The sequence below is a fragment of the Pedobacter sp. KBS0701 genome (assembly GCF_005938645.2).
In the GTDB taxonomy this organism is placed as follows: domain Bacteria; phylum Bacteroidota; class Bacteroidia; order Sphingobacteriales; family Sphingobacteriaceae; genus Pedobacter.
Map to the genome: position 1 here is coordinate 5,825,768 of NZ_CP042171.1, position 15,659 is coordinate 5,841,426.

The window sequence follows — 15,659 nt, forward strand, 5'->3', positions numbered from 1 at the left end:
CTATGCTCAGGATGACAGACTAAAAATCCTCCGTGTTATCCCTGCCTCCTTGGCAAAAAGCAACGCAATGACTTGTAGAGACACAGGCCGTGGAATGGAATGAAAAAAGGCATCCTGAATTCAGAATGCCTTACCTTAATGTATGTTAATATGATTTATTTCCAGCCACCGCCTAATGCACGGTATAGATTTACTACGGACTGTAATTTTTGTAATCGATCATTAATCCCACTTAATTGAGCTGTTAACAAACTTTGTTCTGAAGTTAACACGTCAGTGTAGTTTGTTGCAGAGCTATAGCGCAATAATTCTTTGGTAAAATCTACTGCTTTGGTTAATGAGGCGATTTGTTTTGCCCTTGTTTCCTCTTTTTCTGCAGCCGTTTGGTAAGCATATAATGCATTTGATACTTCCTGTCCGCCAGTTAACAGTGTTTGTTGAAAGTTGTAAAAAGCAATCTGTTGATTGGCTTCAGCTGTTTTTAGGCGGGCTTTGTTTGCTCCCCTTGCAAAAATTGGCTGCGTTAAACCTCCCACTAAATTGTAGAAGATAGATTTGCTGAAGAAATCCTGTAATTGTAAGCTTGATAATCCACCCGCTGCGGTGATGGTTAAAGCTGGATAAAAATAAGCTTTTGCTACGTTTGTGTTTTCAAAAGCCGATCTGAAACCAAATTCAGCGGCAATCACATCCGGACGGTTTTTTAACAATTGTGCAGAAACACCGGTCTGTAAATTCGCATAAGGGGTCTGCTGATCTAAAGTCGTACGGTTAATTGCATTTGGCGCTTTGGCAACCAAAACACTCAGTGCATTTTCAGCTTCTTTAATGCTTCTTTTTAAATCAGGTAAGGTTACCTGGGCTGCATATAAATTGGCTTCACTCTGTACAACTGCTGCGCCATTAACCACCGCTCCCTGCTTCAACTCACGCATGGTTTCCACATCTTTTGAGCGTACCTTAATGGTTTCCTCTGTAATGGACAATTGTTTGTCGAGCGCTAATAAAGTATAATAATTGTTGGCAATTGTGGCAATTAATTGCGTTTGGACAGCTCTTTTCGCTGCATCACTTTGTAATAAAGTTGCATAAGCGCCACGTTTTGCACTCGTTAATTTCCCCCATATATCGGCTTCCCAACTGGTGCTAAGTTGCGCTTTATAGGTTTGGGTTTCTAAATTAATGTTAATCCCGGGAGGAAAGTTTAAGGAGGCCTGCGATTGTTTATTATCCGTTACATTTACATCCGCCTGTAAGCTTGGCAATAATGCTCCACGACTCTGTATGAGTGTTGCTTCGGCAATTTTAATACGCTCAATGGCCTGTTTCAGGTCCAAATTTTCATTTATCCCTTGTTGGATCAGCGATTGTAACGTGGTATCCGAAAATAATGTTTTCCACTGCAGATCAGCCATCGTAGTGGTATCTGTTGTGCTATTATCCCGGTATAAACCCTCACTAGTTACCTGAGGGCGTTCGTATTTTTTAGTTACGCAGGCACTCAGGGTAACAATGGCTAAACCGGTTAAAATGGAATGCTTATATTTAAAATTCATTTTCTTAATATTAATGTTTGCTGTTCGCAGTAGCCAATTCATATTCCTCTGGCGTTTGTTCATGGTCAATACCTTCGTTAAAAGGCGATTTATTACTGATGCGCTCTTGTAAGGATTGGAATATGATAAACAGAGCCGGAATTACGAAAACCCCGAAAATTGTTCCGATCAACATACCGCCAACAGCACCTGTACCAATTGAGGTATTACCCGCGGCACCCACACCTGATGATAGCATCAGTGGCAATAATCCTAAGATAAAGGCAAATGAAGTCATCAAAATAGGACGTAAACGTGCTGTTGCACCATCAATTGCGGCGTTGGCTATGCTCATTCCTTTTCTTCTTCTATCTACCGCATATTCAACAATCAAAATGGCGTTTTTGGCGAGTAGTCCCACAAGCATGATCAGGGTAATCTGCGTGTAAATGTTATTATCTACCCCGAAAATTTTATCAAAAACGAATACACCTGCTAAACCAACCGGTAAAGAGAATAAAACAGCTAATGGTAAAATATAACTTTCGTATTGTGCGGCGAGCAAGAAATAAACAAAAATTACGCAAAGTAAGAAAATGAAGACCGTTTGACTTCCGCCGGCCATCTCCTCACGTGATAAACCAGAAAATTCATAGCCATATCCTGCCGGAAGATTTTTAGCAGCCTCTTCCTGAACAGCCTTTAAAGCATCACCTGAGCTATAACCTGCATTTGGGTTACCGGTTACCGAAATTGAAGTAAACAAGTTGAAACGTGAAATGGCCTGTGGTCCATACACTTTGGTCAAAGTAATAAACTCTGATACCGGAGCCATTTGCCCTGCAGAATTTCTAACAAAAATACGGGTTAAAGTTTGTTCGTTTGCACGGTACTGCGCATCTGCCTGGAACATTACCCTAAACTGTTTACCAAATTTGTTAAAGTTTGAAGCATAAACACCGCCATAATAACCCTGCATTACACCTAAAACATCACTAACATTCAGGCCGGCCTGTTTAACCTTTGCCACATTTACATCAATCTGGTACTGAGGGAAATTTGGGTTAAAAGAGGTAGAAGCATATTGGATCTCAGGACGTTTACTCAAAGCTGCTAAAAATCCATTTCCAACTTCGTTGAATTTTTTAATATCTCCACCAGTTTTATCCTGCAACTGGAACTCAAAACCGCCACTGGTACCAAAACCCTGGATAGTTGGCGGAGCAAAGAAAATAATCTTGGCACCTTTAATACCTGCTGTTTTTGCAAACAGTTCGCCAATTATGGTTTTTACATCCCGGCCTTTACGTTCATCCCATGGGGTTAATCGCGAAATTACCATACCATACGAACTGCCCGAACCACTAATCATACTACGGCCCACCACCCTTAAAGTGTTTTTAATTTCAGGTATTTTGTGTGCAATACTATCAATCTTTGCAATTACAATATTGGTTTCCTCTTGCGAAGTTCCTGCTGGTAATGAGATATCACTCATAATGGTTCCCAAATCCTCATTTGGTACGAAACCTTTTGGTGTGGTATTCATCGTCCAAACCAATACTACTGCGAAGAAAGCGATAGCCAATCCAACGATCCATTTTTTTCTGGACAGGAAGCCTACTGATTTTTTATATTTTCCGGTTACGGCATCGAAAGAAGTATTAAAAGCATCGTAAAAACGGTTTAAAAAGTTTTTAGATTTTTTGTGCTCTTCTTTATGCGGTTTTAAGAACAAAGCACATAATGCCGGACTTAATGTTAAGGCGTTAATGGCCGATAAGATAATGGAAATGGCCAGTGTTAAACCAAATTGTTTGTAAAATACACCTGAAGATCCGGAGATAAAACTCACCGGGATAAATACGGCAGCCATTACCAAAGTGATTGAAATAATCGCTCCACTAATATCGTCCATCGCATCTATGGTTGCCTTTCTGGCATCGGTATAACCTTCATCCAGCTTGGCGTGCACGGCCTCTACTACCACAATCGCATCATCCACCACAATACCAATGGCAAGCACGAGGGCAAATAAGGTTAGTAAGTTGATGGTAAATCCAAATAAACTCAGGAAAAAGAACGTTCCGATAATTGCCACCGGTACACTAATCGCCGGAATTAAGGTTGATCGGAAATCCTGTAAGAAGATGAACACTACAAGGAACACCAAAATAAATGCTTCGATCAAGGTGTGAAGCACTTTTTCTATCGATGCATCCAAAAAGTCGTTTACGTTAACCAAAGTTGAGTAATGCACCCCTTTTGGAAAAGATTTTTGAGCTTCATCAAGGGTTTTGATGGAATTTTCGATTACCTCTTTTGCATTTGAACCTGCTGTTTGGTTAATGGCGATACCCAAAGCTTGTTTTCCGTTAAATTTAACCGAACTGGCATAACTCTGTGCACCTAATTCTATCCTTGCAATATCTTTTAAACGGAGAATCTGACCGTTATCGGTAGTGCGGATAATAATGTTGCCAAACTGGGCCTCATCTTTTAACCTACCCGTATATTTTAAGGTATATTGAAATGCCTGATCGCCAAGCTCTCCGAACTGACCCGGAGCGGCCTCCACATTCTGATCGGCCAGGGCAACGTTAATATCGTTAGGAACCAGTCCGTAGGTTGCCATCACATCAGGTTTTAGCCAGATACGCATGGTATAATCCAATGTTCCGAATGCACTCGCATCACCCACACCATTGATACGTTTAATCTGAGGGATGATGTTGATGTTTGCATAGTTCTGCAAAAATTTCTGATCGTAAGAAGGATCGTCGCTATATAAACCAAAGATCAATACGTTACTCGCCTGTCTTTTAGCTGTAATTACCCCCGATTTGGTAACCTCTGCAGGTAATAAACTGGTCGCACGTGCAACCCTGTTCTGTACGTTTACGGCTGCAAGATCGGGGTTGGTTCCCAGCTTAAAGTTTACGGTAATGGTCGCGGTACCATCATTACTGGCGGTAGAAGTCATGTAGGTCATGTCTTCCACACCGTTTATTTGCTCTTCCAGCGGAACAACAACGCTATTCATCACCACGTCGGCATTGGCACCCTGGTATGAAGTAGAAACCTGCACCGTGGGCGGGGCAATTTCCGGATATTGTGAAACCGGCAACGTAGCTAAACCTAAAACACCGAGTATAACGATGATGATGGATATAACCGTTGATAAAACCGGTCTTTCTATAAATTTCTTAAACATAATTAATATTGATTACACTGCAATAGTGTGATTGGCAACATGATATTGTTATTTCTTGATATCAGCATAAACTGAATCAGCATTTTTTTCTTCAGGTTTAATTTTCGTTCCGTCTTTTAATGATTGAAAACCTTCCAAAACAACTTTATCTCCAGCTTTAAGCCCTTTCGTTACGACATAGAACTTGCCTTTGGCCAAATCCATAATCTCGATTTCGGTACTAATGGTTTTAGCAGAATCGCCCAGAACATAAACGAATTTTTTTCCCTGTAAATCGATGGTAGATTTTTGGGGAATTAAAATTGCATTGTCAATATGCTGAGGAATCCTTACAGAAGCACTTGCTCCATTTTTTAATAAAGAAGTTGGGTTGGGGAAGGTTGCTCTTAAACTTGCAGAACCTGTGCTGGTGTTAATCTGTCCGTTGATGGATTCTATTTTACCATTTTGTGCATAAATTGTTCCATCGGCCAGTACCAAACTTACCGCCGGGATGTTTTTCATCTGCTGCGCCAAAGTATTTCCTTTATAAGTTTTAGAAAAATCTAAAAGCTGTTTCTCATTTAAAGAGAAGTAAGCATAAACCTTTGAAGTGTTAGAAACTGTTGTTAATGGCTGCGTACTGGTACTGCTTACCAGACTTCCATTTCTGAAAGGAATACTGCCAACCACACCATCAACAGGGCTTTTAACTGAAGTATAACCTAAGTTAACCTGTGCATTTACCAATTCGGCTTTTGCCTGTGCCAATGCTGCTTTTCTGCTTTGGAGTGTTAATTGAGCAGCATCAAGGTCGTACTTGCTGATAATGTCTTTTTCTACCAAAGGCCTGGTTTTATTTACTGTTAACTGGGCTGCATTAACATCGGCTTCGGCACTACTGATCGCCGCTCTTGCTGTACGTACTTGTTGTTCGTATTGTGGCGCATTAATGGTGAAAAGTAACTGACCCTTTTTAACCACGGCACCCTCATCTACAAAAATCTTTTCGATAAAGCCGTCAACCTTTGGGCGGATGTCGATATTTTGGATCCCTTCAATCGTTGCCGGATAATCAGAATCTAAAGTGGTGTTTTGTGTATTTACGGTAAAAACCGGGTAAGCTTGTGGACCAGCTGCTGCTGCAGCTGCGGCTTTTTTAGCAGCATCGTTGTTTCCGCAGGATGCCAGGAGCATACCCATGCTCATGCTAAAAAAGAGAGTTGTTACTTTTCTCATGGACTATTTCTGTGTGTGTATAAATTTGAATTTCCGGAATTAAGAGCGTCGTCAAAATTTAGGATTTCGATTTTCGCAAATAATTGTCCAAAAATAGAGCCTAACAAAAAATAAATCTGTCCAAATTCTGTCATTTAATCAATCGATTGATTTATTTTTGATTTTAAAATGCAGTTTTTTTGGGTTAAAACGTTGTTTTTTAGCTTTTTGAGCGTTGTTTTTAGTCAGAAATGAATGTGTAAATATCTTGAGACAGATGTTAAATGGTGTTAAAATTACTTATTGTGAGGCAGTTTTTAGACAATTAACCGTGTTTGTTTTAACAAACAAAACGCGTTGGTGGTGTATGTTTTACACGAGATATTTGGATCACGACTCAACCTCGCGGGTCTCAAAAACATGCGAGGTTTATAAACAAAACTAGTCTACTTCTCCTTCAAAAACCAATTTGGCCGGGCCACACAAAAATACATTGGTAAATGCTTTCCCGTCGTAGTCGAATTCTATTTTAATATCACCGCCCAAAACCTTAATATCAGTTTTAATATGGCCGGTTTGGTTTTTATGTTTTGCCATAGCCATGGCAACTGCTGTTACCCCTGTGCCACAAGCATAAGTTTCATCTTCAACACCGCGTTCGTAAGTGCGCACAAATAAATGATCACTTTTATCTTCAACAAAGTTTACATTTATACCTTTTTCTGCATAAGTTGCATTATAACGAATACTTTTTCCTTCGGTAAAAACATTAAAATCTTTTAAATCACTTTGCAGAGAAACGTAATGTGGCGAACCAGTATTCAATACATAGGCTTCTCCATCTTTGGTAATGGCATCAACATCAATCATTTGTAAATCAACCCATTCTCCATTTTCTGAAATTCTGGCATAGTGCGGACCATCTACTGCCAAAAAGTTGGTTTCGCGATCAATAATGCCGAGTTGTTTGGCAAAAGCCACGATACACCTGCCACCATTTCCGCACATACTACCTAACTTGCCATCGGCATTAAAATAATGCATCTCAAAATCGTAATCCTCATGCTTTGTAATGAACATTAATCCGTCGGCACCAATGCCAAATCTTCTGTGGCACAATTGCTCAACTAGTTGATTGTCAATATTTTTTAACGGACTTGTGGTGTGATCTATCAAAATGAAATCGTTGCCTGCGCCCTGATATTTATAAAAATTAATTTTCATTAAAGCTTCATTTTTTAATGCAATATTTGAGTTGAAAAAGGTAATAAGTGGATTGTGTTTTTTAATTTAACATTTTTTAACACAAAACTAAGTGCTTTGAGGATACAAATATCGTTTATATGGTATTAAATTTGAATAAACTTACTAAAGAAAATTTGAGCAGATAAAAACTGCTGGAGCATCCTGCTTAAATCAAAATGAAAAATGCTCCCGCAAACAATAACATTTAACAAATGAAGTATGATAGGCTAAACAATTAGCTAGCAAACGGCTTATTATAAATCATGGCTTTAAAAACATAATTAACAGATGAAACCATTAAAAGCTAACCAATTTTAAAAGTAAGTATGCTTATAATAGCTTCATGACCATTAAAAAACAATTTACAAACAGATGAAAAAAATATTAGGAATTACCGTGTTAGCTGCTTTTATAGGTGGGGCAGCAGCAATTGGAGGTTACAAACTATTTGAGCGTAACCAAACTGGCAGTACCATTACTGAAAAACAGAATTTGTATTTCGCCAATAATCCACTGAAAGTATCATCAGCGGGTACTGCAGATTTTACTCAGGCGGCAGCAGCAGTGGCGCCGGGTGTAGTCCATATTAAAACAACCTATGCTGCGCAGAGTGGCGGAGGCAGAAACTCCTCTCCATTTGATATGATGGAAGATTTCTTCGGTGGCGGTGGCCGCCAGATGCAACGTCAGCCAAGGGCAGCATCAGGTTCTGGTGTAATTATCAGTCAGGATGGTTATATCGTTACCAACAACCACGTAGTAGAAAATGCGGAGAAAGTTGAAGTGGTGTTAACAGATAGACGTAAGGTTGAGGCAAAAGTAATCGGTCGTGATCCGAATACAGATTTAGCTTTAATTAAAGTAAATGCAACTAATTTACCTGTGGTAAAAATGGGTAACTCTGATAATGTGCAGGTAGGAGAGTGGGTATTAGCTGTCGGTTTCCCTTTAGATTTAAATACTACAGTAACTGCGGGTATTGTAAGCGCTAAAAACCGTAGCATCGGTATTATCGGTCGCGAGCAACAAGGCAATGAGATTACTGAAGAAGAATACCGCGAATACCAACGCACTGGTAAAAGACCAGATCGTCCGGCAAATACCAGTATCGAATCATTTATTCAAACAGATGCCGCCATTAACCCTGGTAACAGCGGTGGTGCCCTTGTAAATGCAAATGGTGAATTGGTAGGCATTAACTCAGCAATTGCATCACAAAGCGGTTATAACCAAGGCTATGGATTTGCAATTCCAGTTAACCTGGCCCGTAAAATTGTTGACGATTTTATGAAATATGGTTCGGTTAAACGTGGTTATATCGGTGTTAACTTCGTGCCACTAAGTGGTGAAGAAAAACCAGAAGGTATTAAAACAAACGAAATCAGTGGTTTATATGTGAATGATGTAGTTGCTGGTGGCGGTGCTGCTGCAGCGGGTATCAAATCAGGCGACGTCATCAAAAAAGTTGATGGTGTGGTAATCAATGATTCACCTGATCTTCAGGAAAGAGTTGGCCGTTTAAACCCTGGTGATAAAGTTAAATTAACAGTATTGCGTGATGGTGCCTTGAAAGACTATACTGTTACCCTTAAAGGCGAAGCCAGTGTAGGTTTAACTGCAAATAATAATGCAAGTAAAGGTGCCGAAGTAAGTAAATTAGGTGCAACTTTCGCTCCTGCTACTCAAGCGCAAAAATCGAAATATGGCATTAACAGTGGTGTAGTTGTAACATCAGTTACAACTGGAAAAGCTTTCGATAATATTGGGGTAGAAAAAGGTTTAATTATCACCAAAGTAAATGGACAACCGGTAAATTCTGTGGCTGATGTTCAAAAAGCATTGCCATTAGGCAGAAACAATATGGTTAGTATTTCTGGTGTTGGTGAGCAAGGTTCATATAACTACAGCTTCCCTGCACAATAATTAATTGTAATAAATAGTTTAAAAGGCTTCCCGGGTTTTTAACTTGGGAAGCCTTTTTGTTTAGTCTTGTTTTATAGGTTCGTAGTTAGCATGGCAGGCTTCTGCACATTCTTCGCAAGCCACCGCACATTGTCTGCAGTGTTCATGATCATGTTTGCCACATTCCTCCGCACAAAGCCTGCATATTTCCTCGCAAAGCAACAAATACTGGTGGGCAATAACCGAATCCCTCTGTAGTAACCTGGCCGCCTGGGTACAGATATCCGCACAGTCCCTGTCGAGTTTAATACAATCGATCATCATGTTGATATCTTCCTCTTTTAAACAAGATGATGCACAATGTTCGCATGCTAAAGCGCAATCCAATAAAGCCTGGATCAAACCATGGTTGTTTCTCGTTTCCATATCGGTAATTATTTTGGTTATAAATGTTTTGTATAGTAATAACCTGATGTAAATTAAACTGTTTTAAAAAAAATGAATTGAGGTGATCCATGGGCTGTGTCCCACAGACCATTGCACCATATATTTTTTGCTGAGGATAAACAGATTATTTTGTCATCATGAATGCAGTGAAGGATCTTGGAGTGAGATTCGATCAACGAATTATCATTCCGATAATCCAACTAAATAGATCTCTCCATTTCGTTGCGCTACAGTCGAGATGACTACCATTTTATTGGAGCCTGTTCTAGTTAGCATAGTCGAAGGCCTTTTTTAAATTTACTTATCTACAGGTCTATTTGTTAAAATACCTTAAATCTTTGCCAGCTACCTCCCTTTCTTATACGCAAACCAATATTCATCCGTTTTTCATAATCAAGATTTAGTTTCGCTATTTACAGATTGATAATCAACCTTTACCGATACTCTATAAATTATTTTTTTATTGTTCCATATTTGAATCAGCAACAAAAACCGAATATTATGGCTTTAGCTAACATTAACCTCAGCATAAAACAATATTTCAATTTCATGTGCAGAACGGATTTTGAAAGACGGATATTTCACGATACTTACAAAGAATTTCAAAAAAGCTCCAAAATATATAGCCTAGATCAACACCTGCATACCTTTTCTCAGATGCAACAAGCGAATGAAAAGGCAAACACGTTAAATCAAAAACTTCAGTATTCAGTAATGAACAGTATTGCGGCGTTAGAACATAAGATACCTGTTTTAAATGACCTGGAAGATCATCCAGTCCTTTTTGATTGCGCCGAATTACATATTTATGATTCTGATCTGTTAAATAAAGCAGCGCACATAGTCTCGATCACCTATACAAGTCAGGATTTAATTTTACACGAAATCGTTGGTGATTTGCTAATCCTGAGCTATAGTGCTAAAAACCATGAAACGTTAGTTGTAAAAATTACAGAAAACCTGACGGTAAATGATGAGCGGCGCGAAAGTTTAGTTTATATTTAAATTTACGCTTAGCTTGCTCCAGATTGACTCTTGGTTATAAATTTTCGATGTTATTCATCATTATGAACAGTTGGGAGAAAGTAGTTCTTTTTTATTTATGTTTTTCACGCAGAAAAGCGATGCGGGAAAGCCTGTTTTGAACATATTTTGTGAACAAAACAGGGTGATAAGTTAAAAGTTAATGGATTAAATTGGGCCCTTAATAGGGCTTAAAAGGCAAATAGTCAATGTATTTAGTCTATACTATACAGTAAAAAAAATAAAAAATTGATTTATAGGTATTTAACCCTATCTTTGGTTCAAATTAAAATACAATATAATGCAACAAGGAACAGTAAAATTTTTTAATGAAACTAAAGGTTTCGGATTTATCACTCCATCTAATGGCGATGCCGAAATTTTTGTTCATGCTTCAGGCTTGATCGATAACATTCGCGAGAATGATACCGTAAACTACGATGTAGAAGAAGGTAGAAAAGGCCTAAACGCGGTAAATGTTAAAGTAGCTTAAGAAAACTCGAACACATAAATCGTAAAAAGTCCCGATGCAAATCGGGACTTTTTTTATGCCATTATTTTTTGAACGTCAAGTCTTCTTGTTATCTAATTTTTTTACCATTAAGAAATTAAGGTAGTTAAGAGGATATTTGTTATTTTAGTGTTAGAATAAGTTCTTAATATCAATTTATTTTATTCATCCCCTAATCATACATGCTTAAATTTTAACGTGGAAAGCATGTATCAACTAAATTAAATAGGGAATGACTAAAAAAGAGGTTACGCAGTTATCCTATGAGATAACAGGATTCGCAATTAAAGTTCATAAAATCTTAGGTCCAGGTTTATTGGAAAGTATATACGAACGCTGCTTAAAATATGAGTTGAAAAAAACGGATATACTGTTGCTCAACAATTTGTGCTTTCGGTAGTATATGATGAATTGGAAATAGATTTAGATTTACGGCCGGATCTATTTGTAATAATTGTGTTGTAATAGAAATAAAAGCGATATCGAGTATTCTACCTGTTCATCATGTACAACTCCAAACCTAATGAAACTTCTTAATGCTCCGCAGGGATTATTGATTAATTTTTTTACAGAAAATATTACTAAAGCATTGTACCTATAGTAAATGAATATTTCAGTATTTTACCAGATAGATAACTTAACAATCTTGGTACACAAACTTAATGCTCTTAATTCCTTAATGGTTAAAAACGTTAGGTCATGCCGCACATTTAACCAATACTAAGAATCGAAACCTTAAATAATCACATATTCTTTCGATTAATTCAGAATATGCTTTAGAATGTTTCTAAATAAATGATTTATCGCTGTTTTGTCATAATCGTTTATAAATTAAACTCATAATTAGATACTTTTGCAAGAAATTTAGATATAAATCCTAATCAAATGAGTGGTTTCGGAAATGCATTTTCTTCATCAATAGGGAAGAAATTCATCATGGGTATTACAGGTTTGTTCCTGATACTTTTTTTAATTGTACACTGCGGTATTAATGCTTTAATTTTTATTAGCGACGGTGGTTTGACATTTAACGTAGGCGCACATTTTATGGCCACCAACTGGATTATCCGGGCTGGCGAGATTGTGTTATTTATTGGCTTGCTTGCACACATTTTTCAGGCTTTACGTTTAACATTGCAAAATCAGAAAGCACGTCCGGTTAAGTATGCGGTAAACGATGGTCAGGCAAACAGTAAATGGTACAGCCGTTCTATGGGCCTGCTAGGTACGCTTTTGCTGATTTTTTTGGTGGTCCACCTGAAAGATTTTTGGGTAGTTTCCCGTTTTACAGGCATCCCAACGGTTGATGCCAACGGACATGAAGATCTTTATGCGGTAATGAAAGAAAAATTTCAGGATCCGGTAAGGGTTGCCGTGTATATTTTGGCTATGTTTTCTTTATGCTACCACTTATTGCATGGTTTTGCTTCGGCATTCCAAACATTAGGATGGAACCACTCAAAATATAATGGTATAATTAAAGGAGTTGGCGTTTGGTATTCGATTATTATTTCGATCCTTTTCGCTGCCATGCCGATTGCAGTTTATTTCGGTCTTATTCAATAATTTTTAGCACAAAAGATATGTCAGATATTAATTCAAATATTCCAGAAGGCGAATTAACCAGCAAATGGACAAAATATAAGTCTTCTGTGCCTTTGGTAAACCCATCGAACAAAAGAACTATTGAGGTAATTATTGTAGGTTCGGGTTTAGCAGGTGCTTCGGCAGCCGCTACTTTGGCCGAGATGGGTTACAAAGTAAAGTGTTTCTGTTTTCAGGATTCACCACGTAGAGCACACTCAATCGCCGCTCAAGGTGGTATTAATGCAGCAAAAAACTATCAGAATGATGGTGATAGTGTTTATCGCCTATTTTACGATACGATTAAAGGTGGCGATTACCGTGCCCGCGAAGCCAATGTGCATCGTTTGGCTGAAGTAAGTGCCAACATTATAGATCAGTGTGTAGCACAAGGTGTGCCTTTGGCACGTGAGTATGGCGGCTTGTTAGATAACCGTTCATTCGGTGGTACACAGGTTCAGCGTACGTTCTATGCTGCAGGTCAAACTGGTCAGCAGTTATTATTAGGTGCATATTCTGCTTTAGAACGCCAGATTGGTATGGGTAAAGTAGAAATGTATACCCGCCATGAAATGCTTGAGGTGGTTAAAATTGATGGCAAAGCACGCGGTATTATTGCCCGTAATTTAATTACCGGAGAAATCGAACGTCACTTTGGTCATGCGGTAGTATTAGGAACAGGTGGTTACGGAAACGTATTCTATCTTTCTACCAATGCCATGGGAAGTAATGTTACAGCTGCCTGGAAAGCGCACAAACAAGGTGCTTACTTTGCAAATCCTTGTTACACGCAGATCCACCCGACCTGTATCCCGGTTTCTGGCGATCACCAATCTAAATTAACCCTGATGTCTGAATCATTACGTAACGATGGACGTATCTGGGTACCTAAAAAGAAAGATGATAACCGTAAAGCTTCAGAAATTCCTGAAGATGAAAGAGATTATTATTTAGAGCGTCGTTATCCTGCTTTTGGTAACCTGGTTCCACGTGATGTGGCTTCCCGTGCGGCTAAAGAGCGTTGCGATGCCGGTTATGGAGTAGGTGCTTCTAAATTGGCCGTATATTTAGATTTTAAAGCAAATACAGAACGCTACGGAAAAATCGAAGCTGCTAAAGCAGGTAACCACAATCCAGACAAAGAAACTTGCATGCGCTTAGGCACTGCGGTAATTAAGGAAAAATATGGTAACCTGTTCGATATGTATGCACAAATTACCGGTGAAAATCCTTACGAAACCCCAATGCGTATTTATCCTGCAGTTCACTATACTATGGGCGGTTTATGGGTTGATTATAACTTAATGACATCTGTACCTGGTTTATATTGTACAGGTGAGGCTAACTTCTCAGATCATGGTGCTAACCGTTTAGGTGCATCTGCTTTGATGCAGGGTTTGGCTGATGGTTATTTCGTTCTTCCATACACCATTGGAGCTTATTTATCAAAAGAGATTTCTGTAAAGGCAATTCCTACTGATCACCCTGCTTTTGTGGAGGCTGAAGAGAGAGCAGTTGGTATTTTAAATACGCTGATCAATATTAAAGGAACCAAGTCGGTAGATCATTTCCACAAACGTTTAGGCCACATCATGTGGGAGAAATGTGGTATGGCCCGTAACGAAAAAGGTTTAAATGAAGCAATTCAGGAAATCAGAGCATTACGAGCTGAATTCTGGAGCGATGTTCGTGTACCTGGAACAGCTGATGAGTTAAATACAGAACTCGAAAAAGCAGGCCGTGTGGCTGATTTTATCGAACTGGGCGAGTTGATGTGCATTGATGCTTTAAACCGTAACGAAAGTTGTGGTGGTCACTTCCGTGAAGAGTATCAGACAGAAGAAGGTGAAGCCTTACGTGATGATGAGAACTATGCTTACGTAGCTGCCTGGGAATTTAAAGAAGGTGTAAACTTCGAACTTCACAAAGAAGAATTGAAGTTTGAAAATATTAAAGTAGCACAAAGAAGTTATAAATAGTAGTAAGATGCTAGTATCAAGTATCAAGACTTGAATCCAAACTTGATACTTGACTCTCGCTACTTGATACTTAAAACCTCAATATCATGAGTACAGGAAATATGAACTTAACGCTAAAAGTTTGGCGTCAAAAAAATAACAAAACCAAAGGTGCTTTGGTAGATTATAAATTGGCCGATATTTCACCGGATATGTCTTTCTTAGAGATGTTCGATGTATTAAACGAACAATTAATTAACAAAGGTGAAGAGCCGGTTGTATTTGATCACGATTGCCGTGAGGGTATCTGCGGAATGTGTTCGATGTTCATTAACGGCCGTCCGCACGGACCAAAAGACCTGGTGACTACCTGCCAGTTGCACATGCGTTCTTTCAAAGATGGCGATACCATCGTTGTTGAGCCCTGGAGAGCAGCGGCTTTTCCGGTAGTAAAAGATTTAACTGTAGATCGTTCTGCATTTGACAGGGTTATTGCTGCTGGTGGCTTTATTTCGGTAAACACAGGTAATGCGCAAGATGCGAACAACCTGCCAATTCCTAAAATGCAGGCAGATGCTGCTTTCGAAGCTGCAGCTTGTATTGGTTGTGGTGCTTGTGTGGCAACTTGTAAAAATGCTTCAGCAATGTTATTCGTATCAGCTAAGATCTCTCAGTTGGCATTGTTACCTCAAGGTCAGCCAGAGCGTTACCGTAGGGTGCAGAGCATGGTTGCGCAAATGGATGCTGAAGGTTTTGGTAACTGTACCAATACTGGTGCTTGCGAAGCCGAGTGCCCTAAAGGAATTTCTTTAGAGAACATCGCTCGTATGAACCGCGATTTCGCTTCGGCAAAATTCGTTTCAGAAGAAACGGTTTAAAAATATACTGTGTACCTGGTTTAATCGCCGGGTTCTTAAGCCTCCATATTATGGGGGCTTTTTATTTTACCAATTCGTGGCTATCACAGTATTAAAATGTTCCTTATCTTATTAGTTTAAAATATGCCAATGAATATTGCTAGTAGTTTATCAGCAAATTGCTGA

The 15,659-nt window shown here is 38.9% G+C and carries 12 protein-coding genes; 7 read left to right on the top strand and 5 right to left on the bottom strand.

The features are described from left to right. Window positions 1-155: 155 nt before the first annotated feature. The 4 genes from FFJ24_RS23655 to dapF form a co-directional block, all read right to left on the bottom strand. Window positions 156-1,556: an efflux transporter outer membrane subunit gene (locus FFJ24_RS23655; protein WP_138819573.1), complete on the bottom strand. Its 1,401-nt coding sequence runs from the start codon at window positions 1,554-1,556 to the stop codon at window positions 156-158. Between the two features lie 10 nt (window positions 1,557-1,566). Next, a complete protein-coding gene (locus FFJ24_RS23660) occupies window positions 1,567-4,749 on the bottom strand; it encodes an efflux RND transporter permease subunit (RefSeq protein ID WP_138819574.1) in 3,183 nt (1,060 codons plus the stop codon). 48 nt (window positions 4,750-4,797) lie between these two features. After that, window positions 4,798-5,967: an efflux RND transporter periplasmic adaptor subunit gene (locus FFJ24_RS23665; RefSeq protein WP_138819575.1), complete on the bottom strand. Its 1,170-nt coding sequence runs from the start codon at window positions 5,965-5,967 to the stop codon at window positions 4,798-4,800. Between the two features lie 420 nt (window positions 5,968-6,387). Further along, a complete protein-coding gene (dapF, locus tag FFJ24_RS23670; protein ID WP_138819576.1) occupies window positions 6,388-7,170 on the bottom strand; it encodes a diaminopimelate epimerase in 783 nt (260 codons plus the stop codon). A gap of 393 nt (window positions 7,171-7,563) precedes the next feature. Between dapF and FFJ24_RS23675 the strand changes: the two genes are divergently transcribed. Next, window positions 7,564-9,114 carry a trypsin-like peptidase domain-containing protein gene (locus FFJ24_RS23675; protein WP_210419418.1) on the top strand — a complete coding sequence of 517 codons (1,551 nt, stop codon included), beginning with the start codon at window positions 7,564-7,566 and terminating at the stop codon, window positions 9,112-9,114. Window positions 9,115-9,174: 60 nt separating this feature from the next. Here the strand turns inward: FFJ24_RS23675 and FFJ24_RS23680 are convergent, their stop codons facing one another. After that, a complete protein-coding gene (locus tag FFJ24_RS23680) occupies window positions 9,175-9,519 on the bottom strand; it encodes a four-helix bundle copper-binding protein (protein ID WP_138819578.1) in 345 nt (114 codons plus the stop codon). A 522-nt stretch (window positions 9,520-10,041) separates the two neighbouring features. On the opposite strand from FFJ24_RS23680, the gene FFJ24_RS23685 reads away from it, so the two are divergent. From FFJ24_RS23685 to FFJ24_RS23710, 6 genes are all read left to right on the top strand, one after another. After that, on the top strand, window positions 10,042-10,545 hold the full coding sequence (locus tag FFJ24_RS23685) for a hypothetical protein (protein WP_138819579.1): 504 nt from the start codon (window positions 10,042-10,044) through the stop codon (window positions 10,543-10,545). A gap of 319 nt (window positions 10,546-10,864) precedes the next feature. Further along, entirely contained in the window at window positions 10,865-11,056 is a 192-nt protein-coding gene (locus tag FFJ24_RS23690; protein ID WP_010599638.1) for a cold-shock protein, read from the top strand. A gap of 250 nt (window positions 11,057-11,306) precedes the next feature. Further along, the gene (locus FFJ24_RS26835) at window positions 11,307-11,474 is read left to right on the top strand and encodes a GxxExxY protein (protein WP_210419419.1); all 168 of its coding nucleotides are present in this window, start codon (window positions 11,307-11,309) and stop codon (window positions 11,472-11,474) included. A 485-nt stretch (window positions 11,475-11,959) separates the two neighbouring features. After that, window positions 11,960-12,640: a succinate dehydrogenase cytochrome b subunit gene (locus FFJ24_RS23700; protein WP_138819580.1), complete on the top strand. Its 681-nt coding sequence runs from the start codon at window positions 11,960-11,962 to the stop codon at window positions 12,638-12,640. A gap of 17 nt (window positions 12,641-12,657) precedes the next feature. Beyond that, window positions 12,658-14,637, top strand: a complete 1,980-nt coding sequence (locus FFJ24_RS23705) for a fumarate reductase/succinate dehydrogenase flavoprotein subunit (protein WP_138819581.1) — start codon at window positions 12,658-12,660, stop codon at window positions 14,635-14,637. 86 nt (window positions 14,638-14,723) lie between these two features. After that, window positions 14,724-15,494, top strand: coding sequence for a succinate dehydrogenase/fumarate reductase iron-sulfur subunit (locus FFJ24_RS23710; protein ID WP_025143311.1), 771 nt, complete (start codon window positions 14,724-14,726; stop codon window positions 15,492-15,494). Window positions 15,495-15,659: the final 165 nt, after the last annotated feature.

Excerpts from the sequence above, each read along its gene's own strand:
- dapF (WP_138819576.1), bottom strand. The coding sequence starts at position 7,170 with ATGAAAATTAATTTTTATAAATATCAGGGCGCAGGCAACGATTTCATT.
- FFJ24_RS23700 (WP_138819580.1), top strand. The coding sequence starts at position 11,960 with ATGAGTGGTTTCGGAAATGCATTTTCTTCATCAATAGGGAAGAAATTC.
- FFJ24_RS23680 (WP_138819578.1), bottom strand. The coding sequence starts at position 9,519 with ATGGAAACGAGAAACAACCATGGTTTGATCCAGGCTTTATTGGATTGC.
- FFJ24_RS23690 (WP_010599638.1), top strand. The coding sequence starts at position 10,865 with ATGCAACAAGGAACAGTAAAATTTTTTAATGAAACTAAAGGTTTCGGA.
- FFJ24_RS23675 (WP_210419418.1), top strand. The coding sequence starts at position 7,564 with ATGAAAAAAATATTAGGAATTACCGTGTTAGCTGCTTTTATAGGTGGG.
- FFJ24_RS23705 (WP_138819581.1), top strand. The coding sequence starts at position 12,658 with ATGTCAGATATTAATTCAAATATTCCAGAAGGCGAATTAACCAGCAAA.
- FFJ24_RS23665 (WP_138819575.1), bottom strand. The coding sequence starts at position 5,967 with ATGAGAAAAGTAACAACTCTCTTTTTTAGCATGAGCATGGGTATGCTC.
- FFJ24_RS23685 (WP_138819579.1), top strand. The coding sequence starts at position 10,042 with ATGGCTTTAGCTAACATTAACCTCAGCATAAAACAATATTTCAATTTC.
- FFJ24_RS26835 (WP_210419419.1), top strand. The coding sequence starts at position 11,307 with ATGACTAAAAAAGAGGTTACGCAGTTATCCTATGAGATAACAGGATTC.
- FFJ24_RS23660 (WP_138819574.1), bottom strand. The coding sequence starts at position 4,749 with ATGTTTAAGAAATTTATAGAAAGACCGGTTTTATCAACGGTTATATCC.
- FFJ24_RS23710 (WP_025143311.1), top strand. The coding sequence starts at position 14,724 with ATGAGTACAGGAAATATGAACTTAACGCTAAAAGTTTGGCGTCAAAAA.
- FFJ24_RS23655 (WP_138819573.1), bottom strand. The coding sequence starts at position 1,556 with ATGAATTTTAAATATAAGCATTCCATTTTAACCGGTTTAGCCATTGTT.